This window comes from Thermonema rossianum DSM 10300 (genome assembly GCF_000426825.1).
Classification (GTDB): Bacteria; Bacteroidota; Bacteroidia; order Cytophagales; family Thermonemataceae; genus Thermonema; species Thermonema rossianum.
On the sequence record NZ_AUGC01000010.1, the window covers coordinates 95926 to 121315 of the forward strand.

Annotated in this window: 22 protein-coding genes and 1 riboswitch; of the genes, 9 read left to right on the plus strand and 13 right to left on the minus strand. The window is 49.5% G+C overall.

What is annotated here, in order from left to right:
• Window positions 1-99 precede the first annotated feature (99 nt).
• Window positions 100-293: riboswitch (cobalamin riboswitch) on the minus strand.
• Between the two features lie 36 nt (window positions 294-329).
• Window positions 330-680 (minus strand): zinc ribbon domain-containing protein YjdM, encoded by a 351-nt coding sequence (locus tag K384_RS08340; protein ID WP_038031306.1) that lies wholly within the window; start codon window positions 678-680, stop codon window positions 330-332.
• A gap of 141 nt (window positions 681-821) precedes the next feature.
• On the opposite strand from K384_RS08340, the gene K384_RS08345 reads away from it, so the two are divergent.
• The 3 genes from K384_RS08345 to K384_RS08355 all read left to right on the plus strand — a co-directional run bounded on the left by K384_RS08345 (window position 822) and on the right by K384_RS08355 (window position 3372).
• Complete coding sequence (locus K384_RS08345) at window positions 822-1712, plus strand: pirin family protein (protein ID WP_038031308.1); 891 nt, start codon at window positions 822-824, stop codon at window positions 1710-1712.
• Window positions 1713-1782: 70 nt separating this feature from the next.
• Complete coding sequence (locus K384_RS08350; RefSeq protein WP_038031310.1) at window positions 1783-2517, plus strand: rhomboid family intramembrane serine protease; 735 nt, start codon at window positions 1783-1785, stop codon at window positions 2515-2517.
• 120 nt (window positions 2518-2637) lie between these two features.
• Window positions 2638-3372, plus strand: coding sequence for a Bax inhibitor-1/YccA family protein (locus K384_RS08355; RefSeq protein ID WP_038031312.1), 735 nt, complete (start codon window positions 2638-2640; stop codon window positions 3370-3372).
• Window positions 3373-3456: 84 nt separating this feature from the next.
• On the opposite strand, the gene accD is transcribed toward K384_RS08355, so the two are convergent.
• From accD to folK, 4 genes are all read right to left on the minus strand, one after another.
• On the minus strand, window positions 3457-4305 hold the full coding sequence (gene accD / locus K384_RS08360) for an acetyl-CoA carboxylase, carboxyltransferase subunit beta (RefSeq protein WP_038031315.1): 849 nt from the start codon (window positions 4303-4305) through the stop codon (window positions 3457-3459).
• 51 nt (window positions 4306-4356) lie between these two features.
• Window positions 4357-5415, minus strand: a complete 1059-nt coding sequence (locus K384_RS08365; RefSeq protein WP_038031319.1) for a class I fructose-bisphosphate aldolase — start codon at window positions 5413-5415, stop codon at window positions 4357-4359.
• An 82-nt stretch (window positions 5416-5497) separates the two neighbouring features.
• On the minus strand, window positions 5498-6085 hold the full coding sequence (locus K384_RS08370) for a thymidine kinase (protein ID WP_038031321.1): 588 nt from the start codon (window positions 6083-6085) through the stop codon (window positions 5498-5500).
• A 23-nt stretch (window positions 6086-6108) separates the two neighbouring features.
• Window positions 6109-6615 (minus strand): 2-amino-4-hydroxy-6-hydroxymethyldihydropteridine diphosphokinase, encoded by a 507-nt coding sequence (gene folK / locus K384_RS08375; protein ID WP_038031323.1) that lies wholly within the window; start codon window positions 6613-6615, stop codon window positions 6109-6111.
• A 60-nt stretch (window positions 6616-6675) separates the two neighbouring features.
• On the opposite strand from folK, the gene sppA reads away from it, so the two are divergent.
• The gene (gene sppA / locus K384_RS08380) at window positions 6676-8430 is read left to right on the plus strand and encodes a signal peptide peptidase SppA (RefSeq protein WP_038031325.1); all 1755 of its coding nucleotides are present in this window, start codon (window positions 6676-6678) and stop codon (window positions 8428-8430) included.
• A gap of 131 nt (window positions 8431-8561) precedes the next feature.
• Window positions 8562-9872 (plus strand): KamA family radical SAM protein, encoded by a 1311-nt coding sequence (locus K384_RS08385; protein ID WP_038031328.1) that lies wholly within the window; start codon window positions 8562-8564, stop codon window positions 9870-9872.
• Window positions 9873-9927: 55 nt separating this feature from the next.
• Here the strand turns inward: K384_RS08385 and smpB are convergent, their stop codons facing one another.
• From smpB to K384_RS08410, 5 genes are all read right to left on the minus strand, one after another.
• On the minus strand, window positions 9928-10398 hold the full coding sequence (gene smpB, locus K384_RS08390) for an SsrA-binding protein SmpB (protein WP_038031331.1): 471 nt from the start codon (window positions 10396-10398) through the stop codon (window positions 9928-9930).
• Between the two features lie 11 nt (window positions 10399-10409).
• Complete coding sequence (locus K384_RS08395; RefSeq protein WP_038031334.1) at window positions 10410-12935, minus strand: YfhO family protein; 2526 nt, start codon at window positions 12933-12935, stop codon at window positions 10410-10412.
• A gap of 22 nt (window positions 12936-12957) precedes the next feature.
• Entirely contained in the window at window positions 12958-13689 is a 732-nt protein-coding gene (locus K384_RS08400) for a 2-phosphosulfolactate phosphatase (protein WP_051633260.1), read from the minus strand.
• An 18-nt stretch (window positions 13690-13707) separates the two neighbouring features.
• Window positions 13708-14811 (minus strand): glycine cleavage system aminomethyltransferase GcvT, encoded by a 1104-nt coding sequence (gene gcvT / locus K384_RS08405; RefSeq protein ID WP_038031337.1) that lies wholly within the window; start codon window positions 14809-14811, stop codon window positions 13708-13710.
• An 86-nt stretch (window positions 14812-14897) separates the two neighbouring features.
• The gene (locus tag K384_RS08410; RefSeq protein ID WP_038031339.1) at window positions 14898-15506 is read right to left on the minus strand and encodes a ribonuclease HII; all 609 of its coding nucleotides are present in this window, start codon (window positions 15504-15506) and stop codon (window positions 14898-14900) included.
• A 129-nt stretch (window positions 15507-15635) separates the two neighbouring features.
• Here K384_RS08410 and recG point away from each other — a divergent pair, with 129 nt between their 5' ends.
• Window positions 15636-17735: an ATP-dependent DNA helicase RecG gene (gene recG / locus K384_RS08415; protein ID WP_038031340.1), complete on the plus strand. Its 2100-nt coding sequence runs from the start codon at window positions 15636-15638 to the stop codon at window positions 17733-17735.
• A 9-nt stretch (window positions 17736-17744) separates the two neighbouring features.
• On the opposite strand, the gene K384_RS08420 is transcribed toward recG, so the two are convergent.
• On the minus strand, window positions 17745-19790 hold the full coding sequence (locus K384_RS08420; protein ID WP_169737639.1) for a PP2C family protein-serine/threonine phosphatase: 2046 nt from the start codon (window positions 19788-19790) through the stop codon (window positions 17745-17747).
• An 11-nt stretch (window positions 19791-19801) separates the two neighbouring features.
• Entirely contained in the window at window positions 19802-21019 is a 1218-nt protein-coding gene (locus K384_RS08425; protein ID WP_038031344.1) for an NADH-quinone oxidoreductase subunit D, read from the minus strand.
• A 93-nt stretch (window positions 21020-21112) separates the two neighbouring features.
• Here K384_RS08425 and K384_RS08430 point away from each other — a divergent pair, with 93 nt between their 5' ends.
• The 3 genes from K384_RS08430 to K384_RS08440 all read left to right on the plus strand — a co-directional run bounded on the left by K384_RS08430 (window position 21113) and on the right by K384_RS08440 (window position 23541).
• Complete coding sequence (locus K384_RS08430; RefSeq protein ID WP_038031346.1) at window positions 21113-21595, plus strand: C40 family peptidase; 483 nt, start codon at window positions 21113-21115, stop codon at window positions 21593-21595.
• Between the two features lie 71 nt (window positions 21596-21666).
• Window positions 21667-21945: a hypothetical protein gene (locus tag K384_RS08435; protein WP_038031348.1), complete on the plus strand. Its 279-nt coding sequence runs from the start codon at window positions 21667-21669 to the stop codon at window positions 21943-21945.
• A gap of 99 nt (window positions 21946-22044) precedes the next feature.
• On the plus strand, window positions 22045-23541 hold the full coding sequence (locus tag K384_RS08440) for a hypothetical protein (RefSeq protein WP_157630105.1): 1497 nt from the start codon (window positions 22045-22047) through the stop codon (window positions 23539-23541).
• Between the two features lie 13 nt (window positions 23542-23554).
• On the opposite strand, the gene asnB is transcribed toward K384_RS08440, so the two are convergent.
• The gene (gene asnB / locus K384_RS08445) at window positions 23555-25390 is read right to left on the minus strand and encodes an asparagine synthase (glutamine-hydrolyzing) (protein ID WP_038031352.1); all 1836 of its coding nucleotides are present in this window, start codon (window positions 25388-25390) and stop codon (window positions 23555-23557) included.

Genomic DNA, 25390 nt, shown 5'->3' on the forward strand with positions numbered 1-25390 from the left:
ACTTTGAATGTTTGACATTCAAAGCCCGGGGGATTCACGAAATGAACAAAGCGCCGGATAAGCCTCTGTCATTTCAGTGCTTTTACCCCGAAAGCTCTGAAAATGCGAAGACAGCAGGCAGGTCTCCTGGCTTGCCTCACATGTACCGCCTTCCCACCCTACACATATAAGGGGCAGTGGCAGAGAGGGTACATGCCTTTTAAAGAGGCTCACAGTTGCGGGGACAGCTCCGGACTTGCACCGGATTCCCTTTTCAAGCGCTCATGGGCGCTACCTGCTATCTGGCATGGCAAAGTTACTTGATTTTTTGATTTTGCCAAGTGAAAGAGCTATGCCTTCCTCACGAATTCCGACTTAAGTCCCATGGCACCAAAGCCGTCTATCTTACAATGAATGTTGTGCTCGCCCTCTGTGAGACGTATGTTTTTGACTTTGGTACCCGCTTTGATGGCTTTGGGAGCGCCTTTGACCGGCAAGTCTTTTACGACAATGACAGTATCGCCGTCGTGCAATTCATTACCATTGGCATCCAATACCCGGGTTGCCTCTTTTTCTGCTGCTTGCTCTGCGGAGGGGCTCCACTCATGCCCACATTCAGGACAGGCACACAGGCTATCGTTAAGGAAGTAAGCATAAATTGAATGACAAGCAGGACAGGGGGGGATTGAATTTTCGGACATCTTTTTCTGCAAATATACGCTTCTTACAGCGAAAGTTAAACCACGCGCCCGCTTTTTTAGATTATGGTGCTAATAAATAAAAACTATAGTTTAATTTTTAATGTTGGAACATTAACTGTTCTTTTCTTAAAAAAAGCTTTTATGGATACAAAAAATAAAATAAAGCAAATAGAGAGAATTTTGGTACCTCCCGCACCCCATATGGTAGGTGATGGTTTTCGTGTATGTAACTTTTTCCCGGGAGGATATAATCTCAAGCAGCGTGTGAGTCCTTTCTTTTTGTTGGATTACAACCCGCCGCACTATTTCCCGCCTGCATCCCGTCCGCGTGGCGTGGGGGGGCACCCACACCGGGGCTTCGAAACCGTAACGCTTGTATTTCAGGGAGCTGTGGCACACCACGACAGCGCCGGCCATGCCGATGTGATTGGTCCGGGCGAGGTGCAGTGGATGACTGCCGGCAGTGGGGTATTGCACAAAGAGTATCACGAGCGTTCGTTTGCAGAGCAAGGAGGAATTTTCCATGTGGCACAGCTGTGGGTCAATTTGCCGGCGAAATACAAGATGAGTCCGCCACGTTATCAGAGCATCACACGCGAAAAGCAGGGCAAGTATATATTGGATGCGCAAGGCAGTGCCGTGTATGTAATTGCCGGTAACTACAAAGGTGCCAAAGGGGCAGTGCACACCTTCACGCCCATAGAGTTGTGGAATATAGAGCTGTTGACTGAAGATGCTGCTTTGGACATATCATTACCTGCCGATTATAACACCCTTTTGTTGGTCATAGAAGGCGAAGTGCTGGTAAATGAACACAAAGTGCCTGCGCATACACTTGCTTTGATGGATAATGAAGGAGAACATTTCGAGGTGCGGGCTAAAACCCCCGTTGCCAAAGCGGTGTTGATGAGCGGCGCGCCTATTCACGAGCCTATTGCCCACTATGGTCCTTTTTTGATGAATTCTTTTGAGGAAATAAAACAAGCGATTGAAGACTTCAATGCCGGAAAATTTGGTTATCTGGAGGATTAATCGTGCTTTGTTTCCTTGAATATGTAAGGTGCTTTTGTTAGCTTGCTTGCTCTCAAAAAAACAGCTGCTTATGTTTCCATTGCAGGATACTATCCCTTCCCGGCGTATTCCGTTTGTGAATATGTCAATCATCATTCTGAATACCTTGGTTTTTCTTTATGAGCTCAAATTATCGCCACAAGAAATAGAGCTTTTTTTCCGGGTTTTTGGTTTGGTGCCGGAGAAATTCACCTACTACAAGGATTTGTTAGGTTGGGAGGATTATTATCCTTTCCTTACCAATATGTTTTTACATGGTGGATGGGCGCACTTTGTTGGCAATATGTGGACTTTGTGGATTTTTGGTGACAACGTGGAGGACCGCATGGGGCATGGGCGTTATTTGCTTTTCTATTTGCTTTGTGGCATAGCGGCAAGTTATACACACTATTTGTTTAATATGCACTCACCGGTGCCTGCTTTAGGTGCTTCAGGTGCCATCTCGGGCGTCATGGGGGCTTACATGTTTCTGTTTCCCCACAGCCGCATCGTATTCTTGGTACCGTTTTTCTTTATTCCTTACTTCTTCGAGATACCGGCTTTTGTATATCTGTTGTTCTGGTTTTTAGGTCAGTTGGCCAGCGGCACGCTTTCCATCTTTGCCAACTCTATGGGAGGCGGCATTGCTTTCTGGGCTCATATCGGCGGCTTTGTGGCAGGGGCATTGCTTTATCGCCTGTTTACCAATAATCGTTTCCACCGCTATTGTCGTGAGTGCGACGATAGCCCGGAGGCCTATTATTACCGTTACCGGAATTATTATTAGTTTCTTTGAGTGGGGCAGACGTATCATTGTTTGCATGTGGGGATTGAGTTTACTTTTGGGAATTTTGGCACGCGCTTTGTTTATGGGTGAGATATGTCTCACTTTTTAAACAAAACAGTTATGGAAAAACAAGTACTTTCTCAGGATTCCTACGCAAATGCACAAGCGGTAGCCCTCACCAAAGAGCAAATCCGTTTGGAGCAAGCTTCTTTTATTGCCAAAGTATATGGGTGGATGACCATTGCTTTGATTGTAACTACTTTGGTGGCTTGGTTGGGTGCTGCTTATGAGCCATTGCCGCAGTTTATTCTTAGCAGCAGGTGGATACTCTTGGGCTTCGCCGGAGCGGGGGTGTTGTTGGTTCGTTATCTTTCTGTCAACATAAACAATTTATCTGCCGGAAAAGCTACTTTTTTATTTTTGCTTTACGCCGCAAAAGTAGGGTTGATGCTTAGCATCGTTGTTTATCTATTTACTACGGACTCTATTGCAGTTACGTTCGCAATTACGGCAGGTACTTTTGGTGTGATGAGCGCTTATGGATATTATACCAAAAAAGACCTGACTTCCATAGGTAACATTGCGCTCATGGCGCTGGTGGGTTTTCTGATTGCTTCTATTGTGAATATCTTTTTCTTTAACGACATAGTGTACTGGGTACTCACCTTTTTGGGGATCATCATATTTGTGGCTTTGGTTGCTTATGACACACAAAAAATCAAGGAGGCGAATGTGATAGGCAACGAAGGTACCGAAGAGGACCATAAAGAGGCCATCATGGGGGCTTTGATTCTGTACCTTGATTTTATTAACCTGTTTTTACTTTTACTGCGTCTTTTCGGGAGAAGAAAATAGGCATGCAAAGCAAATAAAAACGAAGCCGTATGCCTTCCATTGTGGCATACGGCTTTTATGTATTCTTAAAAAAGAATTGGTGACTTAGCTTAGCCAGATCATTTTCAACAAAGCGGTGAGTTGGTCTTTGAGCTCTTTTCTGTCCACGATAAAATCCAGAAAACCATGTTCCAAGACAAACTCGGAGCTTTGGAAGCCTTTGGGCAGATCTTTGCCAATGGTTTCGCGAATCACGCGCGGACCGGCAAAACCAATCAAGGCTTGGGGTTCGGCTATGTTGAAATCGCCCAACATGGCAAAGGAGGCAGTCACACCGCCGGTGGTGGGGTCGGTGAGCAAAGAGATATAAGGCACGCCGGCTTCGTCGAGTAAAGCCAACTTGGCAGAAGTCTTTGCCATTTGCATCAGAGAGAAGCCTGCTTCCATCATGCGGGCACCGCCCGAACGCGAAATGATAAGCAGCGGGTAACGTTTTTCACGGGCAAAATCGATGGCGCGCGCTATTTTTTCGCCTACGACCGAGCCCATAGAGCCGCCAATAAATGAAAAATCCATGCAGGCAATGACAATGTCGATGTCGTTCATCTTGCCATAAGCAGTGCGCACCGCATCTTTCAAGCCGGTTTTGGCTTGCGCTTCTTTGATGCGCTGCGGGTAAGGCTTGCTATCGACAAACTGCAGCGGGTCGGCCGATTCAAGATTGGGGTTCAGTTCGGTGAACACGCCCCCATCAAAGAGCAGCTCGAAGTATTCTTTGGAGCCTATACGCTCATGGAAGCCACAATGAAGGCAGGTATAAGCATTTTCTCTGAGGTCGGCAGCTAACATTACCTGCTTGCATTCCCCACATTTATGCCACAAGCCGTCGGGCACTTCTTTCTTTTGTTCTGTGGGGGTTTGAATGTTTTTTTCTTTTCTGATAAACCAAGACATAGTCGCAGGTATTTGGTGAAAGAGAGAAGGGCACGAAGCCCTTCTTTAAAATTAGGCTAAATCTATTTCTTTTGCAAGATATACATCCTGCACGGCATGCAACAATTCCACACCCTCATTCATGGGGCGTTGGAATGCCTTGCGGCCCATGATAAGCCCCATGCCGCCGGCGCGTTTGTTGATAATAGCCGTGCGGATAGCTTCTGCCTTGTCAGACATGCCCTTTGACTCGCCACCTGAGTTGATAAGCCCGATGCGGCCCATGTAGCAGTTGGCTACCTGGTAGCGGCACAAGTCGATGGGGTGCGAAGAAGTCAGCTCAGAATATACTTTATCGTGTGTTTTGCCAAATTTCAAGGCAGTGAAGCCGCCGTTGGTGGTGGGTAATTTTTGCTTTACGATATCGGCTTGGATGGTTACGCCCAAATGGTTGGCTTGTCCGGTCAGGTCGGCAGCGGTGTGGTAGTCCACGCCATCTTTTTTGAAGTTGCTGTTGCGCAGGTAGCACCACAAGATGGTAGCCATGCCCAGCTCATGAGCGCGCTCAAAAGCTTCGGCTATCTCTTGAATCTGACGGGTCGATTCTTCCGAGCCGAAGTAGATGGTGGCACCTACGGCCACAGCGCCCAGATTCCAGGCTTCTTCCACAGAACCAAAAAGCACTTGGTCGTATTTGTTGGGATAGGTAAGCAGCTCGTTATGGTTGATTTTTACGATGAAGGGGATTTTGTGGGCATATTTGCGTGACATCAATGCCAGATTGCCGAAAGTAGTGGCTACGGCATTGCAACCACCTTCTATAGCCAGTTTGATGATATTTTCGGGGTCGAAGTAAATAGGGTTAGGCGCAAAAGATGCACCGGCGCTGTGTTCAATTCCTTGGTCTACAGGCAAAATAGACAGGTAACCGGTGTTGGCCAGGCGGCCATGTCCAAAGAGGGTAGCCAGGCTGCGAAGCACTTGCGGGTTGCGGTTCGACTGCACAAACACGCGGTCGATGTAGTCCGGTCCCGGGCGGTGAAGCATCTCTTTCGAGATGGTCTTACATTCATGAGAGAGCAGCTCTTCTGCCTCTTTGCCTAAGATTTCGAGAATAGTGTTGTAAGCCATTGTTTATTGCGGTTTTGTACGACATGAAGCGCCTAATGCGACGGGGGCAAATATAGTGATTTTTAGAAAAAAAGCGCTTGAGCTATGCTTCCCGGGAGGCTTCCGAAAGGAAACAGCGCCGGCAGCGCGGTTCATAGCTGTCGGTTTCGCCCAGCAGGATGGTATCGTGGGCTGCCACCTTGCGAAAGGAATAAGAGGCCAGGGCGCCACAGCACACGCAAATGGCATGTACTTTGGTAACGAACTCGGCAATGGCCATGAGTTCAGGCATGCAGCCGAAAGGCTTGCCTTGATAGTCCATATCCAAGCCGGCAATGATGACACGTTTGCCCTGATTGGCCAGCTCTGTTGCCACTTGAGGCAGCTTTTCATCGAAAAACTGCGCTTCATCTATGCCTACTACTTCGTATTCCGAAGCCAGTGGAAGGATGTCCTCTGCCCGTGGCACCGGCACCGAAGGAATGGAGTTGGCATTATGCGAAACTACTTCTTCGTGATGGTAGCGGGTATCGATGGCAGGCTTGAAAATGCCCACCTTTTGCTTGGCTATCTTGGCGCGCCGGATGCGGCGAATCAGCTCTTCGGTCTTGCCCGAAAACATGGCGCCACAAATCACTTCTATCCAGCCGACGGGGGCAGGGGCTTGGTTCAGATGAGGCTCAATGAACATTTTTTTGGCGCAAAGATAGTGATTTAAGGCAGAAAAGACAGCGCCGTTTTTTCTACTTTGCCGGTGTCGGGGCAGGCCGCCAACAGCTCGGTTTGCGTTTTGTGCAGTTGGGGATGCAGCCAATCGGGGGCTATTTCCGTCATTGGCACCAGCACAAAACGCCGTTCGGGAATGCGCGGGTGGGGCAGGTGCAGTTCTGCCGTGTGGAGGCACAAGCGGTCGTAGTAAAGCAGGTCTATGTCGATGGTGCGGCTGCCCCATCGCACGAGGCGCTTCCTTCCCAGACGCCTTTCTATGTCCATGGTTTTTTCCAAAAGTGCCAAAGGTGAAAGGGCTGTTTGCACTTCTATGACTTGATTGAGGTAGTCGTGTTGGTTTTCCACGCCCCAAGCGGCCGTGCGATAGATGGCAGAAGCCCGGCAAATGCGCCCTATCTCTGAAGCAATCAATGCCCGCGCTTGTTGCAAGAAAAGCCGGGAGTCGCCTTCGTTGCTGCCCAATCCCAAGAAAACATGATGTATGGTTTTCATTTTCAAAATAACTTATGCCGGTAAATCGTTATTATTGTGTATCCCAAAATTATAAGCATTATGAAATCTTTTTTAAAATACACCTTGGCGTCGTTGTTTGCTTTGGTGCTCTTTGCGTTTTTAGGTGTCGTTTTGCTGGGCGGCTTGGCCGGCGCAGCATTTGAAGCCGAAGAGGTAACCGTAAAGGAAAAATCGGTATTGGTCGTGCCCTTGGGCGCACGCTTTCAAGAGCGTACGGAGGAAAATCCTTTCGAAGAACTGAACATGCCCGTGCCCTTCGCAGAGGTGGGCAGCATAGGTTTGTTGGATGCCCTGCGGGCTATTCGCCAAGCCAAAGACGATGACAATATTCAAGCCATCTGCCTGAAAGGGGGGCTGGCTATGGCGGGCATGGCTACGCTCGAAGAGCTGCAAGACGCTATTCTTGACTTCAAAAAGTCGGGCAAGAAGGTTTATGCCTATGGCGATATGTATTCCGAAGGCGCTTATCTGGTGGCTTCGGCTGCCGACAGCATCTTTTTGAATCCTGTTGGGTTGGTCGAATTCAACGGCTTGCGCGCAGAGGTGGTTTTTCTGAAAAAAATGATGGAGAAAATAGGGGTGAAGCCTTTGGTATTCCGGGTGGGGCAATTTAAAAGCGCCGTGGAGCCTTTCTTGCGCGACAATATGAGTGAAGAGAACCGCCTGCAGCTGACCGAGTATTTGAACAGTATTTACGAAGTGTACTTGCGTCATATAGCTCAAAACCGCAATAAAAGTGTGGGAGAGTTGCGTGCCATTGCCGATTCCATGCTGGTGCGCACTGCCGAAGACGCCCGCCGTTTTGGGCTGGTTACGCATGTGGCTTATGCCGATGAGATGGAGGCGAGCTTAAAAAAGACGATTGGGGCAGAGGATAAAATCAATTACATTCCTTTACAGAAATACATGAAAGCCAAGCGAAGTGCAGGCAAAGCAAGCAAAAATCGTATTGCGGTCATAGTAGCCGAAGGCGAAATTGTTGACGGCAAAGGCGGCGACGGTGTCATTAGCGGCGAGGAGATTGCCAAAGAAATTAAAAAAGCCCGCGAAGATGAGCGCGTGAAAGCCATCGTTTTGCGTATCAACTCGCCGGGAGGGAGTTTCTTTGCTTCCGATAAGATGTGGCGCGAAGTGACACTGACCAAGGGTGTGAAGCCGATTGTGGCTTCGATGTCTGACTTGGCTGCTTCCGGTGGGTATTACATGGCGATGAATTGCGATACCATTGTGGCGCGCCCCACTACCTTGACCGGCTCTATTGGCATTTTTGGGGTGCTTTTCGAAGCCAACCAACTGCTCAACGACAAGCTGGGTATCACTACCGAGCAGGTAACCACCGGTCCCTATGCTGACTTGGGGAACCCCACACGCCCGATGCGCGAAGATGAAAAGGCCATCATTCAGGCGCAGATAGAGCGAGGTTATGAGATATTTACGACCAAAGCGGCAGAAGGACGCGGCATGCCCCGCGAAGAGTTGCTCAAAGTGGCGTCGGGCAGAATATGGAGTGGTGTGCAAGCAAAAGCGCGCGGTTTGGTCGATGTGTTGGGAAGCTATGATGATGCCGTACGCATTGCCGCTCAGATGGCAGGCATAGGCGATGACTACCGGGTGCGCTTTTATCCGAGACAAAAGCCTTGGATAGAAAAACTACTGGGGAGTGGCAGTGGCGTTAAAAATGCCATGTTGGAAGCCATGAAAGAATACCGTCTTTTGCTGGCGCCCATAGAAAAAGTAAAACGCTGGCAAGGGGTACAGGCACGCCTGCCTTTTGAGCTGCGTTTCTTGTGGTAGTTTTCAATGGTTGTGAAAGAACAAAGGTAGAGGAGCTGTCTGTGGACAGCTCCTCTATTTATTTCTTGACTTTCTCCTGTTTTTTTCTATACTACTTGCCCTACATCATCAAACCAAAAGCAGCTAACATTATGAAGTACAAAGCGTACACACTAAGAAACTTTGAAAGTATTCCTCAAATTCAGCAGTATTTAAGCGAGGAAGAACGTCATGCCATTCGGGTCGTAGGTGAAGTGCTGCCTTTCAAGGTCAATAATTTTGTCGTAGATGAACTAATCAATTGGGACAATTTCGAAAAGGACCCGATGTTCCTGCTTACTTTTCCTCAAAAAGAAATGTTAAGCGAGGAAGATTTCGAGGCTGTAAGCAACGCTTTGCTTCGTGGAGCACCTAAACAAGAAATTCAGGAGATTGTACGTCAAATACGCTTCAAGCTGAATCCACACCCGGCAGGGCAGCTCAATAAAAATACACCTGAATGGAATGGGGTAAAACTCACCGGAATTCAGCATAAGTATAGAGAAACCGTTTTATTCTTCCCCAGTCATGGACAAACATGCCATGCTTACTGCACTTTCTGCTTTAGATGGCCGCAGTTCATTGGAGATAAGGAGTTGAAATTTGCCATGCAGGAGGTCGAGCTGCTTATAGACTACCTCAGAGCACATCCCGAAGTAACTGATGTGCTTTTTACCGGTGGCGACCCTATGGTGATGAACATTAAACGACTCGAGCATTATATAGGGGCGCTTCTCGATGCCAAACTACCTAATTTGCGCTCTATTCGCATAGGCAGTAAGGCCCTTACTTACTGGCCCTACCGCTTCCTTACTGACGTGGATGCCGATGCGGTTTTGGCACTGTTTGAGCGTGTGGTGAATAGCGGTGTAGAGCTTGCCTTCATGGCTCACTTCAATCACTATGTTGAAGTGGCACATCCGGACGTGCAAAAGGCACTCAAACGCATTATTGCTACCGGGGCACAAGTGCGTACACAAGCACCGGTGATGCGTGGCATAAATGATGACCCGGCTATTTGGCGCGATATGTGGAAGGAGCAGGTAAAGATTGGGTGTATCCCTTATTACATGTTCGTTGCACGGGATACCGGGGCACAAGATTACTTTGCAGTAACGCTTGCCGACGCCTTAGATATTTACCGGAAGGCCTTCCAACAGGTATCCGGTTTGGCACGCACCGTGCGTGGACCAAGCATGAGCGCTACACCGGGAAAAGTACAAATACTGGATATTTTGGAGCTGGAAGGCGAAAAAGTGTTTGCTTTGCGTTTCCTGCAAAGTCGTGTGCCTGAGTGGAGCGGTAAATTGTTTTTTGCCAAGTATAACCCCAATGCCATTTGGCTGGACGACTTAGAGCCTGCATTCGGAAAGGAGCGTTTCTTTTACGAAGAAGAAGCGCCGCTATCTATTGAGACTGTGTAACCTAAAAGTTTGCAAACACTAAAGCCGGAACATATGCTCCGGCTTTTTGTTTTCTTTACCAGTCTTTTCGAGCCATTTCGCGCTCTTGGTCACGTTTTTTGATGGTTTCCCTTTTGTCGTAGAGTTTTTTACCTTTTGCCAAGGCAATTTCCACCTTTGCCCATCCCCGGTTGTTGATATACAGACGGGTAGGAATGATGGTAAGTCCTTTCTCTTCGAGTTTCTCTTGCAGCTTGCGCAGTTCGCGCTTATGCAACAAGAGCTTGCGGGGGCGCATCGGCTCGTGGTTGTAATGCCCCCCTTGTTCATAAGGAGCAATGTGCATGTCTTTTATCCACAGCTCGCCCTTGTCGAAGTAACAATAAGCTTGCTGCAACTGCACCTTGCCCAAACGAATGGATTTGATTTCCGAGCCGGTCAATACAATGCCGGCTTCATAGGTTTCTAAAATGTGGTATTCGAAATAAGCGCGTTTGTTTTTGATATGTACACTCTTCTGAAATTCAAGCTTTTTCTTTTTCGACATAGTCTTTCCATTTATTCTTTGTGAGAAGTGGTGCGCAGCAGGCGCACAGCGAAGAAAATGCTGCCGGCAATAGCAAGCAACCATACTATCGAAGCCACCAAGTCTATCTTTTGCCCTTTTTCATAAGAAGCGGGCCGGAACTCGAAACGCACTTCGTGCTTGCCGGCGGGGATACGCAAGGCACGCAACACATAGTTTGCCCGCAGTATTGGGGCTTCTTTGCCATCGATGGTTGCTTTCCAGCCTTCGGGATAGTAGATTTCCGAAAATACAGCCAGTCGCTCGCGCTTCGATTGCGTTTCATACACATAGCGATGCGGCTCTTGGTGCACGATGCGTATGTATTCGCTTGAGTCCACGGGGGCAGGCTCCAGTTCTTCCAAGGCTGTTTGATATTCTTTGCGCAGCACTGCTTCAACGGCAGGTTGCAGCTCTTTAAGTGCACGGAACTCTTCGTCGGCATTGCTTGCCCACCGCCAGCGCTCTACCCACCAGGCAGCGCCCAGGGCACCGTCGTTGCGTTGCACTTGGGTTTGCCCTTCGGGGGTTTTTACGATAACATACTTGGTGTTGAGCATATCGTAGATGTGCCATTGTTGCCGGCTCAGGTAGCCTTCTATCAAATCCTGATAGATGCGCAATTTGGCCCCATGATAGCCGCCCACCGAGTTGTGCCAATAAGAAGTAGTGGCATCGTTGAATGGGCTCACCGTCAGGTTCAATACCCGGAAATAGCTTGAGTCTTGCAGTATTTGCTTATCGGCTTCGGTAGGCTGCCAGAAACGTTCTTTTTCATATTTCGAACGGAAGTCTTCTTTGTTCAAATACTTCTTATCCACTGCCCACAGGTCAATGAGGCAAAGCAGAGCCAAGCCCCACCAAACGGCTTGTTGGCGCGGCTGACGTATAAGCCACCACAAGAGGCCGGCTGCTACAGCTATAAAGAAGAAACTACGCCATGCATCGGCTTGCATCATGGCTTGGCGGTCTTGGCGCAGCGCTTCCATAATAGCCCATGCCTGCCGTTCGTTGCCGAAGGCTTGGGTAAGATAGCCCATCAGTTGGGTGTCTTGGGGGGCAGAGAAGTTAAAAAGCAGCCCACCGGCTATTGCCAAAAGCAGTGTCAGTCCGCCAAGCGAACCGGCGGCATAGATGAGCATGCGCCGGTTGTGGTCTTGCCATCCGGCTTGATTCTGTTGTTCGCGCCACTCTTTCCACCAGAGGGCTATCATGAGTCCCATGGGCAGAGGCAGCAGGGTGAGTGTCATGGTGACTGCCCGGAACTTGTTGAAAAGCGGAAAATAGCGGAACATCAACTCGTTGAACCATAGCCAGTTTTTCCCCCAAGCAATCATGAGCAACAACAGCACCGATGCCATAGCCCACCAGCGCAAGGGATGACGGCTGCTCAAAAACGCAAACAGGAATATCAAAGCAAAAGCCGCCCCCAAGTAAGCCGGTCCGGCAGTGAAGGGCTGCTCGCCCCAGTACAAAGGCAATTGACGAACAAAGCCGGCCGCCGTGGCAGGGGGAACCCCCAGCTGTACCAGTGCCTTGTAGGTGCCGGACTGTTGGTCTAAACCGGACATGCTGCCCCCGCCCATGAAGTGGGGGATAAGCAAGGTGAGGCTTTCGGCTTTGCCATAGCTCCATTGGAAGGCGTAGTCCATATCCAAGCCGTCGCTTTGCGAGGCAGCTGCCTGCAGCGAGTCTTTCTTTTCAGGCTCGAGCACTGCCAAAGGGGTGGTTGACAGCTCCGGTTTTCCGCGAATGGAATAGCGGCTATATTCATAAGTAGTAAGCAGGCGGGTACTGTAAGTGCTCAGTGCCAAGCCGGCCGTTGCTACAAGCAACAGCGAAGTGAAAACGAAGGGCTTCCATGCTTTGGCACGAAACTGCAAATACAATTCAAAAAAGAAATACAGCAGTAGTATCAAAGCCCCGTAGTAGCTGATTTGTATGTGGTTGCTGTAAAGGTGGATGGCAGTAAAAAACAGTAACAGCGACAATGCCAAGAGGCGGTAAGCACGGCTTTGTTGCCGGTAAGCATAAATAACACTGCCCACCACTGCCGGTAGCGTGGCAATGGCAATGACTTTTGAGATGTGCCCTGCTTCAATACTGATGATGTTGTAGCTTCCAAACGCATAGGCGAGCGCACACACCACCGCCACTGCCGGTGAAGCGCCCAGCAGGCAAGCCGCCAAATACATGCACAGCATAGCCCAAAATAAAAAGTTGGCGGGGTTGAGTCCCATGTCGAAGAAGAGCACCCGCCCCAAGGTGGTGGGAATGCTTGCCGGCGTTTGCATATACACAAAATAGCCGGGCATGCCGCTAAACATATTGTCTGCCCAAAGGGGCTGCTCGCCTGTTTGCCGGTGAAATACCTCGTTTTGGTGCGAAGCCGCTTCACCTTGCAGTATATCGTGCTGAAGCAATATTTTACCTTGCAGCACTTCCGGCATGTAGGCGATGGCTATGAGTAAAAAGAGAAGGGCTACTCCTGCATGAATGCCTATACGTTTCAGATTCATATTGAACTAAGGTTTGTGATGGCTATGATGATGAAATAAAAGCCGGGTGGGCAGTGAATGCAACCAAACGGTCTTCTTGCAAGACAGGTACTACCGGATAAAGGTCTTCTTGCAGACAGAACTCAATATCTTTTTCTATGCCCAACCGCTTGAGGCGCTGCACATGCGAGCAGTGGCGCATGATTTCCATTTTATTGTGGCGGTGCAAGCGATACAGGTCGGCAGCCATGAGGGCGGCATCGTCTTCTATGGTGGCATGAGGCATGCCTGCCACCACAGCACCGGCAAAGAGCGTATCTTCCATGTTGACACGCCCTTTCCAGCCGGCGCACAAAAGCAGCACGTCCCGGTTGATTTTCCGGAGAGTATCGATGACCGCCTGTTTGTTCAAAAAAGCCCCTGTCAGTATGTGTGCGGCTTTGCCTTTGACCGCTTCAATAGCCGTGGTGCCATTGGTGGTGGTAACCACCAGCGTTTGCCCTTTGAGCCGCTCTTGCATATAACTGAAAGGCGAGTTGTCCAAATCGAAGCCTTCTACTTTTTGCCCGTTTCGTTCGGCAGCTGCCAAATAACCTTTTTGCTGCCATTGACGACAACGCTCTACTTCCTTTACCGGTATGATGGCCTTTACGCCGTGGGCAAAAGCAGTGACCATGCACGAAGTGGCACGCAGTACATCGATAACTACCACACTCTTGCCCCCCACATCATAGCGGGGCAGCAAGTCCGGCGACATGCATACTTCTATTTTCATGCTGCAGTGTTGCTCTTTTTATTTTTTTATAAAAGGTGGTTTCACCACTTCTATTGCCAGTTGGCGCCCGCGCATATTCAAGAACAAGCGTGTGCCTTCTGTTGCCAGTTCGGTAGGAAGATACGCCAAACCAATGCCTATATTGAGCGAAGGTGAGAGTGTGCCGGAGGTTACCGTGCCTACGGTTTCACCTGCTTCGTTTTGAATTTCGAAGCCTTGCCGGGGCACCCCCCTGTCCAACATTTTGAAGCCGGTAAGGCGCCGCTTAATGCCTTCTTCTTTTTGCTTTTGCAAAAGCTCATCGGCAATGAAACGTTTGCTGAACTTGGTTACCCAGCCCAAACCGGCTTCGAGGGGCGAGGTGTGGTCGTCTATGTCATTACCATAGAGGCAATAGCCCATTTCCAGGCGCAGCGTGTCGCGTGCCCCCAAGCCGGCCGGTTGAATATTGAAGGCTTTGCCTGCTTCAAAGATAGCATTCCACACTTCTTCGGCGTGTTGGGCAGGTACATACAACTCGAAGCCGCCCGCACCTGTATAACCGGTTGCCGAAATGATGACTTCACCCACACCGGCAAAAGTGCCGATTTCAAAATGATAGTAAGGGATATTGTTCAGACTCACGTCGGTAAGGCTTTGCAGGGCGTCGGCAGCACGCGGTCCCTGCACGGCAAACAGCGCCACTTCTTCCGACACATTGCGCATGTTGGTTTTCGGGAAGCGGCTACGTTGCTGCTCCAGCCAGTTCCAGTCTTTTTCTATGTTCGACGCATTGACCACCAACATGTACTCTTGGTCATCGAGCCGGTACACAAGCAGGTCATCTACGATGCCCCCTTGTTCGTTGGGCAGGTAAGAATATTGCGCCTTGCCTATGCTTAGCTTGGAGGCGTCGTTGGCGCTTACCCACTGAATGAAATCCAGTGCCTGTTCGCCACTTACCAAAAATTCGCCCATATGCGATACGTCGAAAACGCCCACGTTTTCACGCACATTCAAATGCTCTTGCTTTTCGGAGCCGTAGCGTACGGGCATTAAAAAACCGCCAAACTCTACCATTTTGGCGCCCATGGCTTGGTGCACATGCTCCAGCGGTATGTGTTTTACTTCTTGTGCTTGCATAGATGCGTTGTTTTAAGAAAGATAGTTTTTCAAAAATAGAAATAATCAAACAAAAAGACACGGCTTGTCTCTTTTCTTGGAATATCTTAGCGCCCGGTGGCAGAGGCAGGACGTATTTTAAAGCTCCTGCGGTGCCATATGGTCAGGCCGTACCGGGCAATGGCTTGCTTGTGGGCAGGTGTAGGATAACCCACATTCTGCGCCCAGCCATATTGCGGGAATTCAGCTGCAAGACTTTTCATCAAATTATCACGATATACTTTTGCCAATATCGAAGCGGCGGCAATGGAAGCATACCGTCCGTCGCCTTTTACCACGCACCGGTGTGCTACAAAAGGATAAGGCTTGAAACGGTTGCCATCGACCAGTATCAAGTTGGGCGGGGGCGAAAGTTGCGCAAACACTTCGTCCAAGGCACGATGCATGGCCAGAAAGGTAGCTTGCAGTATGTTATAGCGGTCTATTTCTTCTACCGATGCTTCGGCAACGGCATAAGCCAGTGCCTGCTGGCGAATGGCTTTGGCCAGTTCGATGCGCTCTTTTTCTTTCAGCTGCTTGGAATCGTTGAGCAAGGGCAGGTCGAAAGTATCGGGCAGCACCACGGCGGCGGCTACCACCGGACCGGCCAGGCAGCCGCGCCCCACTTCATCAACCCCTACCTCTATGCATGTTTGAGTATATCGCGGAAGTAACATCTGTCAATGGCTCACTGATTGAACCAACAAAGGTACACAGAATGCCCCGCAGTAGCAACGCAGGGCAGGCAGCGGGCAAGCCTGTCCCTGTTTTTGAGTATATTTGTTTGCTTGCAAGCTAAAAAACGCATGGAAAAAAACGCAGCTTCTTTTTGGGATACGCCCATTGCTTATTTGAAAGGTGTGGGACCACAACGGGCGCAGATGCTCAACACCGAATTGGGAATTTTTACTTTCCGTGACTTGCTGGAGTTCCTGCCCTTTCGCTATGAAGACCGCACTTCTTTCAGCACGGTGAAGGCGTTGAACGTCGAAGAAGACCGTTATGTGCAGTTGCGCGGATTCCTGCGTGGTATAGAAGAAGCAGGCAGCGGCAGCAAACGACGTTTGATTGCCTATTTTCATGACGGCACCGGCACCGTGGAGTTGGTTTGGTTCAAAAAAATAGATTGGATAAGAAAGCAGTTGAAGCCGGGCGTAGAGTATGTGGTGTATGGGCGCGTGCAGGAGTTTCAGAAGGCGTACTCTATGCCACACCCCGAAATAGAACCTTTTTTGGGCGAAGAGCGGCTGGGCTTGCGCCCTGTGTATCACAGCACCGACAAGCTGAAACGCAAAGGATTGGACAGCCGTGGCATCAGCCGCCTGATTGCCCATTTGCTGCCTATGGCATTGCCCCACGTGCAAGACCCCTTGCCGCTGTCCATCCGGCAACGCTATGGCCTGTTGCCCAAAGCAGAGGCATTGGCACAGCTGCATTTCCCAAAAAACAAACAGCTTCTGGAGCAAGCACAAACCCGCATGAAGTTTGAAGAAATATTTTTCTTTCAGCTGTATTTGGTGCAAGCCAAGATTTACCGGAAACAGCATTTTGCAGGGCAAGTATTGAATAAAGTAGAGCTCTCGCGGCGCTTTATCGAGGAAGTCCTGCCTTTCCGCCTGACAAACGCGCAACGCCGTGTGCTGCGCGAAATTTATGCCGACATGAAGTCGGGCAGGCAAATGAACCGCCTGGTGCAAGGCGATGTAGGCAGTGGTAAAACTGTGGTGGCTTTTATTGCGGCGCTCATTGCCATAGACAGCGGGGCACAAGCCTGCTTGATGGCACCAACCGAAATATTGGCAGACCAGCATTATAAAGGCTTTTGTGAGTTTGCCGAAAAACTGTCGGTCAAAGTAGCTAAGCTCACAGGCTCTACTCCTCAAAGCGAACGGCGTGCCTTGCTTGCCGCGCTACAAGCCGGCGAAATTGATTTACTGGTGGGCACACACGCACTTATCGAAGACAGCGTACAATTCAAAAACTTGGGACTTAGCATCATCGACGAGCAGCACCGTTTCGGTGTGGAGCAGCGCTCCAAGTTGTGGCAAAAGAACGAAGGTGTATATCCGCACGTGCTGGTGATGACGGCAACGCCCATTCCCCGTACGCTGGCCATGACTTTTTACAGCGATTTGGATGTATCAATAATTGATGAACTGCCACCGGGGCGCAAGCCGGTACGCACCATTCACCGCTACGACAAGCACCGCCTGAATGTATTCGGTTTTGTGCGCGAAGAGCTGAAAAAAGGCAGACAGGCTTATTTTGTCTATCCTTTAATTGAAGAATCGGAAACCTTGGACCTGAAAGACCTCATGGATGGCTATGAAAGCATCCGGCGGGCATTCCCCGAGTATCATGTGAGCATCGTGCATGGACGCATGCGCCCGCAAGATAAAGACTATGAAATGCAGCGGTTTGCGCGGGGCGAAACACAAATCATGGTGGCCACCACGGTGATAGAGGTGGGCGTGAATGTGCCCAATGCCAGTGTCATGGTGATTGAAAATGCCGAGCGCTTTGGCTTGGCTCAGTTGCACCAGCTGCGGGGCAGAGTAGGGCGGGGCGCCGAGCAGTCTTATTGCATCCTGATGACAAGTAACAAGCTAAGCAGTGAAGCCCGACGCCGTATAAAAACCATGGTCGAAAGCAACGATGGTTTTGAAATTGCCAATGTGGATTTAGAAATACGTGGTCCCGGCGACATTACGGGCACTCGCCAAAGCGGCGTGAGTTTGATGTTCACCAATTTGGCTAAAGACTACCCCATCATCGAGAAAGCCAAAAAGGCAGTGGAAGAACTGCTTTCAACCGACCCGGCTTTGCAGGCACCGGAATATGCGCTGTTGCGCAAGCACGTGGAAAAACAAGCAGCTGAAAAGCTGAATTGGGCGCGCATCAGCTAAACACAAGCTTCAATACTCTATGCCCACCACAATGACATCGTCGATTTGTGGAGTTTTGCCACGCCAGCGCTCAAAGGTGGCAAACAAAATGTCTTTTTGCTCTTGCATCTGATAAGACGATATATCCACAAGCAAGCTCTCGAAGCGTCTTTTGGAGAATTTTTTCCGGCTCATGCCATTAAACTGATCCATGAAGCCATCGCTGAACATATATAACTTGTCACCGGGATGCAGGGCAATGGTTACCTCATCAAACGATTTATTCTGCTGGGCATAACCGGCAATGAGGTCGCGGCTGGTTTCCCATTGCTGCAACTGCCGGTTACGAATGAGCCACAGGGGGCGCTCGGCACCCGCAAAAGTGAGCACATCTTGGCTTTTGTCAATCTTGCATAACGCCAGCACCATGCCGTCATAGCTTTGTCCTTGTTTCCGCTCTGTATCGTCTTGCCCAAGTTGGGCGCGCAAATAGGCATCCAAGCGTTCCAGTACTTCCTTGGGGCTTTGTGTTTTTTGTTGTATGACCACGCTATCCAGGGCATTTTTAGCCAGCAAAGCCATGAAGGCACCCGGCACACCGTGACCGGTGCAATCACCCACTGCAACCCATACGGTACTGTTTTCTTCATATACCCAATAAAAATCCCCGCTGACTATTGCCTTGGGCAGATAAAGCACGAAGCCATCCCGGAATACCCGTTTCAGCTCTTTTTCCGGCGGAAGCACCGCCGTTTGTATTCGCTTGGCATAATTCAGGCTGTCCATCATGCTTTGGTTAAGCTGTGTCATGTATTCTTTTTGCATTTGCAGCTCAATGGTACGCTCTTGCACACGCGTTTCCAAAGTAGCGGAAAGGCGCTCGGCTCTATGAAACGCATCAGAAAAAATTTGTGCAAGGGCTATAGACTGCGTCAGCAAGAAAAGAAACATGCCCATTGAGGCTGTATTGCCATAGGGCAGTGGCACTACACCAAGGAAAAAGAGCACTTCCAGCCCCACCAAAAGCGCCACCGAAATGTAGCCCAGCATGAGCCAAGAAGCGCCACTGCGTTTTTTACGCCAGGCTTTGTAGGTAAGTACAATCACATAGGGATACACAAAAACAAGCATCAGATACAAGACCGGCAGCAGGTAGCCGTAAATGTAAGCAGGCATCAACAAAGTAATCAGCATCATGAGCCCGGAAAGCAATAATACCAGGCGCTCTACCTTACGCCTTCCCTGCATGGGGAAAAGGCTATGCACAAACAAGACGGTAAGAGGTGTGCCTAACAACACACTTAGAACTTCCAGCCGGAGTAGCACATGAAATGAAGCAGCAGGAAGCAAATCAAAAACCACTTGAGTGCCGGAGTTGACAATGGGGATTCGAATCAAAAAAAGCAAGCAAGCTAAGGCAAGGTAAACCACAGCCCTTTTGTGGTAGGTGGGCATAAAGAAATAGAGCACCAGGTGATAAAAAAACATAAAGAAAAGCGCCCCCATGACGAATATTTCCCATTGGCGCCCGCGATTGAACTTTTGCTTCATGGCTGCCCGGGTGCCTATCATGATAGGCAAATACACCCCCGAGCGGTTGTAATGAAAATTGCTTGCCTGGATGACTATATGCAAGGTGTCGCCCAGCGATTTGGGCAGGCTGACCCACCGCCGGCGATAGTCAGGCACTTCCTTTTCCCGGCTTGTGGCCGGCATGCCGCCTTTTGCCAAGGTGTCGCCATTGACAAGAAGCAGATAAGCACTGCTGATGTTGGGCACTTCCAGCATCCATTCGTCTTGGCAGGCAGGCAAAACCACTTGAAGATAGTAGGTGCCGTACCCAAAGACGCTGTACCCATAATCCCCCCAATCGGCAGGTAAGTAAAAAAGCGTATCCGGTTTTTGTTTTGCAAGATCCGGAAAGCCAAGATGGCGCTGCCAAAAGAAAGCCCAAGGACCATGAAGCGTTTGTATTTCCAGACTGTCTTTTACATGAAACGTAGCTGTTTTTTGCTGACCGAAAACCGGCAAGCTTGGGCGCATCAAGCATGCACAGAGCAGCAATATGTATAGCATGCGCTTTTGCATCAGCGATCTACTTCGCCCATGACCAAATCCAGGGAGCCGACAATGGCCATCAGGTCTGCCAGCATAACCCCCCGGCACAACTCAGGCAACACCGATAAGTTCACAAAACAGGCCGAGCGTGCCTTGCAGCGGAAAGGAATATCGCTGCGCCCGTCGCTACGAAAGAAAAAGCCCAGTTCGCCCTTGGGGTTCTCGGCTCGCACATAGAAATCCATGGCTTTGGGGCGTATTTTTTTAGGCACCATCGCTTGCGGATCAAAGGCGGGGCTTCGTTTGTGCTCTTTTTCAAGGCGCTCCACACATTGCTCTATGATTTTGATGGACTCATAGCATTCGAGCAAGCGCACATAGGTGCGGTCCCAGCAGTCGCCCGTGGTGCCCATGAGCCCTTGCCCTATGGGAATATCGAATTCCAATTCAGGATAAACGGAATAGCCCTCTACGCGCCGCAAATCATAGGCAAGCCCCGAGGCACGCAGCATAGGACCACTCACGCCATAGTTGATGGCTACCGGCAGTGGCAACACCCCCACGTGGGCCGTGCGTTCAATGAAAATCTTATTTTCAATCAGCAACTGTTTTACCTCGTCAAGCCTTGGTTTTAAATAATGAACGAACTCCCTGCATTGGGCTTCAAAGCCTACGGGAAGGTCATAAAACAGGCCGCCTACCCACAGGTAGTTGTAAAGCATGCGCGCGCCGCTTACCCACTCCAGCAAGCGCAGGATATGTTCCCGGTCGCGCATCAGCCATAGAAAAGGCGTAAAGGCGCCGATATCCAGCCCGTAGGTACCTATGGCAATAAAATGCGAAGCCAGCCGGTTCAGCTCGGCAACCAACACCCGGATGTATTCCACCCGCTTAGGTATCTGCTCATGAATACCAAGCATGCGCTCGACACCCATCACAAATGCATGTTCCGAATTCATGGCAGCCACGTAGTCCATGCGGTCAACAAAGGGAATGATTTGGTTGTAGGGCAGCGATTCGGCATGCTTTTCAAAGCAACGATGCAGGTAGCCAATATGCGGAACGACTTCTTTGACTATTTCGCCATCGGTGAGGACCTCCAAGCGCAGTACACCATGCGTGGAAGGGTGCTGCGGTCCTATATTCAGTAACATCTCTTCCGTGTGCAGACACTTTTCATCGATTTTATTGGGTTCTGAGGCAGAGAAGTGACTGTCTTGGTATTGGTATTCAATGCGACGACTCATAAGGTGACCTCCTGTTGTAGATGTATTAAAATAAGAATTTTTTATTAGTTTGTACAAGTAAAAGGAATGCTATTCGTCAATGAAGTTGGAATTATGACTCAATCACGTATTAGGTACTTGCTGCCGGTCTTGCTTGCTTGCTTCTTGGCAAGCTGTGCCGCACAGAAAAAGAGCTCCGGCAAATCTACACAAGGAAATGAAGAGGTGGTACGCGAAGCCCAAAAATATTTGGGGCGCCCTTATCAGTATGGCGGCACAGGCAACCGGGGGTTCGACTGCTCCGGTTTGGTGTGTACCGTGTATAAAAAGGTAGGTGTGGATTTGCCCCGAACGGCTTCCGAACAGATGAAGGTGGGCAGGCAAGTGAGTGTACGCGAAGCCCGCCCCGGTGATTTGGCTTTTTTCAAGCCTTCTAAATCCAGCCGGAAAGTAACGCATGTAGGCATTGTAAGTCGTGTGGAGTCGCCCGATAAGATATGGTTTATTCATGCATCTACCAGCCGGGGCGTTATTGAAAGCAGCATGACAGAAGGTTATTGGAAAAATCTGCTGCTTCAGCTAAGAAGGATTAGGTAATTCTTTTACTTTTTGGTATTTTCATGCATACACAAATTCAAAAATTTACTTTACCCTAAACACGCGTACCTATGGAAACAGTAGAAAGCTTCGTAAAGAAAATGGCAGCAGAGCTGCAAATAGATGAAGAAAAAGCGCATCAGGCTTTTCAGTTGAGCCTGGCTTTTGTGAAAGCGAGAGTGGGCAATGCCGTCCACGTAAAAATTGACAATGCCGTTACCGGTGAGCCGGAGCCAACATTCAACGATAAAATCGAGGACTTTGCCGAAGAAGCTGCCGACACCTTTGAAAAGGTAAAAGAGGCTGCCGGCAAGAAGTTCGAAGAGTTCAAAAAAAGATTTACTTCATAACTTTCCGGTGTGCCTTATCGTACAAGCCTTGTAGCAATTACACTTGCCTGCAAGGCTTTTTGCTTCCATTTATGATACTCTAAAAAAGAAATGACTGCCATGAAGCAGCTGTGTTTATGTTTGCTTTTGCTTGCAGGATTGGCCGCCCAAGCACAAGAAATAGAAAAAGAAACGGTCTATACGCTCAGCGAAGGGGAGGTGTTGGCAACCAATGAGAGCAACTTGCATTTATACCTCTCAAAGATGGGATATGTGGCCGTAATAGACAACCAATTGCAGAAGAACAGAAAATACATCATCAACCGGGGCATTTATGGTCCTTTCGAGCGGCGTTCCATCGCTCCGCCTACACTCACCGATAAGCATTGGTGTTTTACCGATACACAAAAAGACAGCAATGTGGTGATTTTCGATGGCTACAAGGTGTATAAACATCCGTCGAGCCAACGCACCTTTGATGCACGAATTACCGACTACCTGCAGAGTTATATCATGTATAACGAGCGCTTGTCTGAATACAACATACAAGTCAACGGGCGTTCACAAGGACCATTTCCCAACTTGATTGACTATTATCTCAGTAATTATGGCGACAGCTGGGCAGTGGTTTTTTTCGAGAACGACGGCAACCGCTATGAGTACTACGTGCAATTTAGCAATGGCAATTTGATTGGTCCTTTCGAACAGATTTATCAATTCGTTTTTCTCGACATCAATCAATGGATATTGATGGCTAAAAAGTTCAACACCGAACCTATTGTAGCCAGCGGTATTGACGAGGCTTCCATGCAAGAAACCGAAGAGTTGGTGGAGCGCTACTCGATTATTACCAACAAAGGCGATTTGGGACTTTTCGAGCGTAAGCTGGTTGGTGATTACGACTATGAGCAGTACAACCGCGTGGCTTATACCACCCACAACTATGCCGTGAATGTTATCAAAGACCAAAAAATTTACTATTTGGTCAATGGGCAGTTGTTTGGTCCCTATGAAGACTTTGTAAAACAGTATGACCTTGGTATTAAACCCGATCGCTTCAACTATGTGGTGGGGGCAGACCAGACGCTTTATTTCCGTGGGCGTAAAGGCTTTTCGAGCAATGTGCAGTACTTCAAAGTGAGCGACAGCCGCAACAGCGTGGCAATTGTAAAGCCCAACCCTGATACCGGCAAAGACTCTTTGGTTATCAACGAGAAATACTATGTGGGCGAATTTTACTCTATTCTTGACATCAAATTTATTCCCAATACCGAAGACTTCTATTTCTGGAGCTTCAGTGAAACGGCTTTCGATACTTACCAGCTAAACGCTTATGTGGATGGCCGGGTGGAATATATGGGTGAATACTCGCTGATTATCGATGTGTTGACCGGTTATCCTACCGTGTATTTTACCCCCAGTAAAAAGCACTGGGCTTTTATCTATCAAGATTTGAATACACAAGAATACAAGATGGTGATTGACGGCATAGAGTATCCGGCCGGCATATTGCCCAAGGTGGTAGTGTATAAAGACAACGACGGATTCGAATATGCCGCATGGCTTGATCTTGACGGCAATAAGCTTGTATTAAATAAGTTGAAGTTTCAAGACTAAGCGCTTTTTGAAGTTATATTCCTGTGCCGCTTTTTTGCTCTAAGAACAGATGCAGTACCCACAGTGCCCACAAGCGTCTGTAAAGTGAGTGGTTCCCTTTTTCGAAGCTTCGTTTCAGCTTCGTTACGTAAGCAGCTTGCACTACGCCATGCTTGCGCACAATATTTTCGGACAGGCCATCCCAAAATAAATCTTTCAATTCGCCTTGCATCCAGGCAGCCAAGGGGATGGCAAAGCCCTTTTTAGGGCGTTCGAACAAAGCGGAAGGCAGGTAGTCATTTAAAAGGCGGCGCAGTAAATACTTTCTTTGTCCTTGCCGGTACTTCAAGTGGTCGGGCAGCGAAAGGGCGAATTCTGCAATGCGATAGTCAAGCAAAGGCACACGCACCTCCAGGGCTACCTGCATGCTTGCCCTGTCCACTTTGGTGAGCAGGTCGTCAGGGAGGTAATAATGCAGGTCGAAAAGCGCCTGCCGGCAGGTGGCAGACAGACCGGGTGGCATGGCCATGGAGGGCAGGCCGTAGTTTCCGGGCGAGGCGCACAGCAGGCTGTCGATTTCTTGCAGGCTGAAAAAACCTTGTTCTTGCGAGAACAAGTGCCATGGTTTTAAATCCTCGCTTTTCCACCGGCTCATGGCAGCCAGCTTGCGTAAGCGGCGTTCCGGTATGAAACCAAGCAGCGGAAGCAAGGGGCGTGCCCGGCGAAACCACTTCTTTGCAGTCCGTTCAGCCCATTGATACACCCCGTAGCCCCAAAAAAGCTCATCGCCACCATCGCCACCTAAAGCTACGGTTACGGAACGCTTGGCCAAAAGGCTCACCAATAAGGTGGGCAATGCCGACTCATCGGCATAGGGTTCGTCATAAATGTCAATGATGCGGGGAATATAGTCGATGGCGCGCCGTGCCGACACGTAATCGGTATGGTGTTCGCTGCCCAGCGCTTGTGCCACTTGCTCTGCAAAAGGCGCTTCGTTGAATTGTGCTTCTTCGAAGCCAATGGAAAAAGTTTGCAGGCGGTGCTTGCTTTCTTGGGCGGCCACCGCAGCCACCAAGCCGGAGTCGACACCACCACTAAGTAGCACGCCCACCGGAACATCGCTGATAAGACGGTAGCGTACCGAACTGCTAAGCAGTTGCTTGAGTGTGTGTTTAGCCTCTGTTTCTGTCCAATGTGTTTGTATTTGCGCAAACTGCCGCGCTTGCCAATAATGCTCGATTTGCAGCTGCTGACCATGCCATTGCAGCTTACAGCCGGGGGGCAGCTTGTACACTTGCCGGTAGATGCTCAGGGGTGCAGGTATATAGCCGAGATGCAAAAAAGCCGCTATTGCTTCTTGACGCAGCGCCAAGGGCAGTTGCATTTGTTCGATGCCCTTCAGCTCGGAAGCAAAAGCCAAAGTATGGCCGTCGAAATAGTAGAAAAGAGGCTTGATGCCCAGGCGGTCACGCCAGAGCGTCAGACGTTGTTGGTGCCGGTCATAAATGGCAATGGCAAACATGCCGTTGAGATGCTGCACGAAGTCATCGCCTAAGCGGGCATACAGCTCAATAAGCACTTCCGTATCACAGTGTGTGCGCAGGTGAAGCCCAAACTGCCGCGCCAGGTCTTGATAGTTGTATATTTCGCCATTGAAGACGCACACATAGCGCCCGCACCGGCTAAACATAGGCTGGTTGGCTTCGGGGCGCAGGTCTAAAATGCTCAGGCGGCGGTGCCCCAAACAGATGTCATGCTCCTGAAAAAAGCCTTCGGCATCGGGTCCCCGGTGTGCCAGGGCATCGAGGGCTTGGGTAAATACTGCTTTTGCCGGCATGTGCTTGCCGGCCAATCCTATGATTCCGCACAT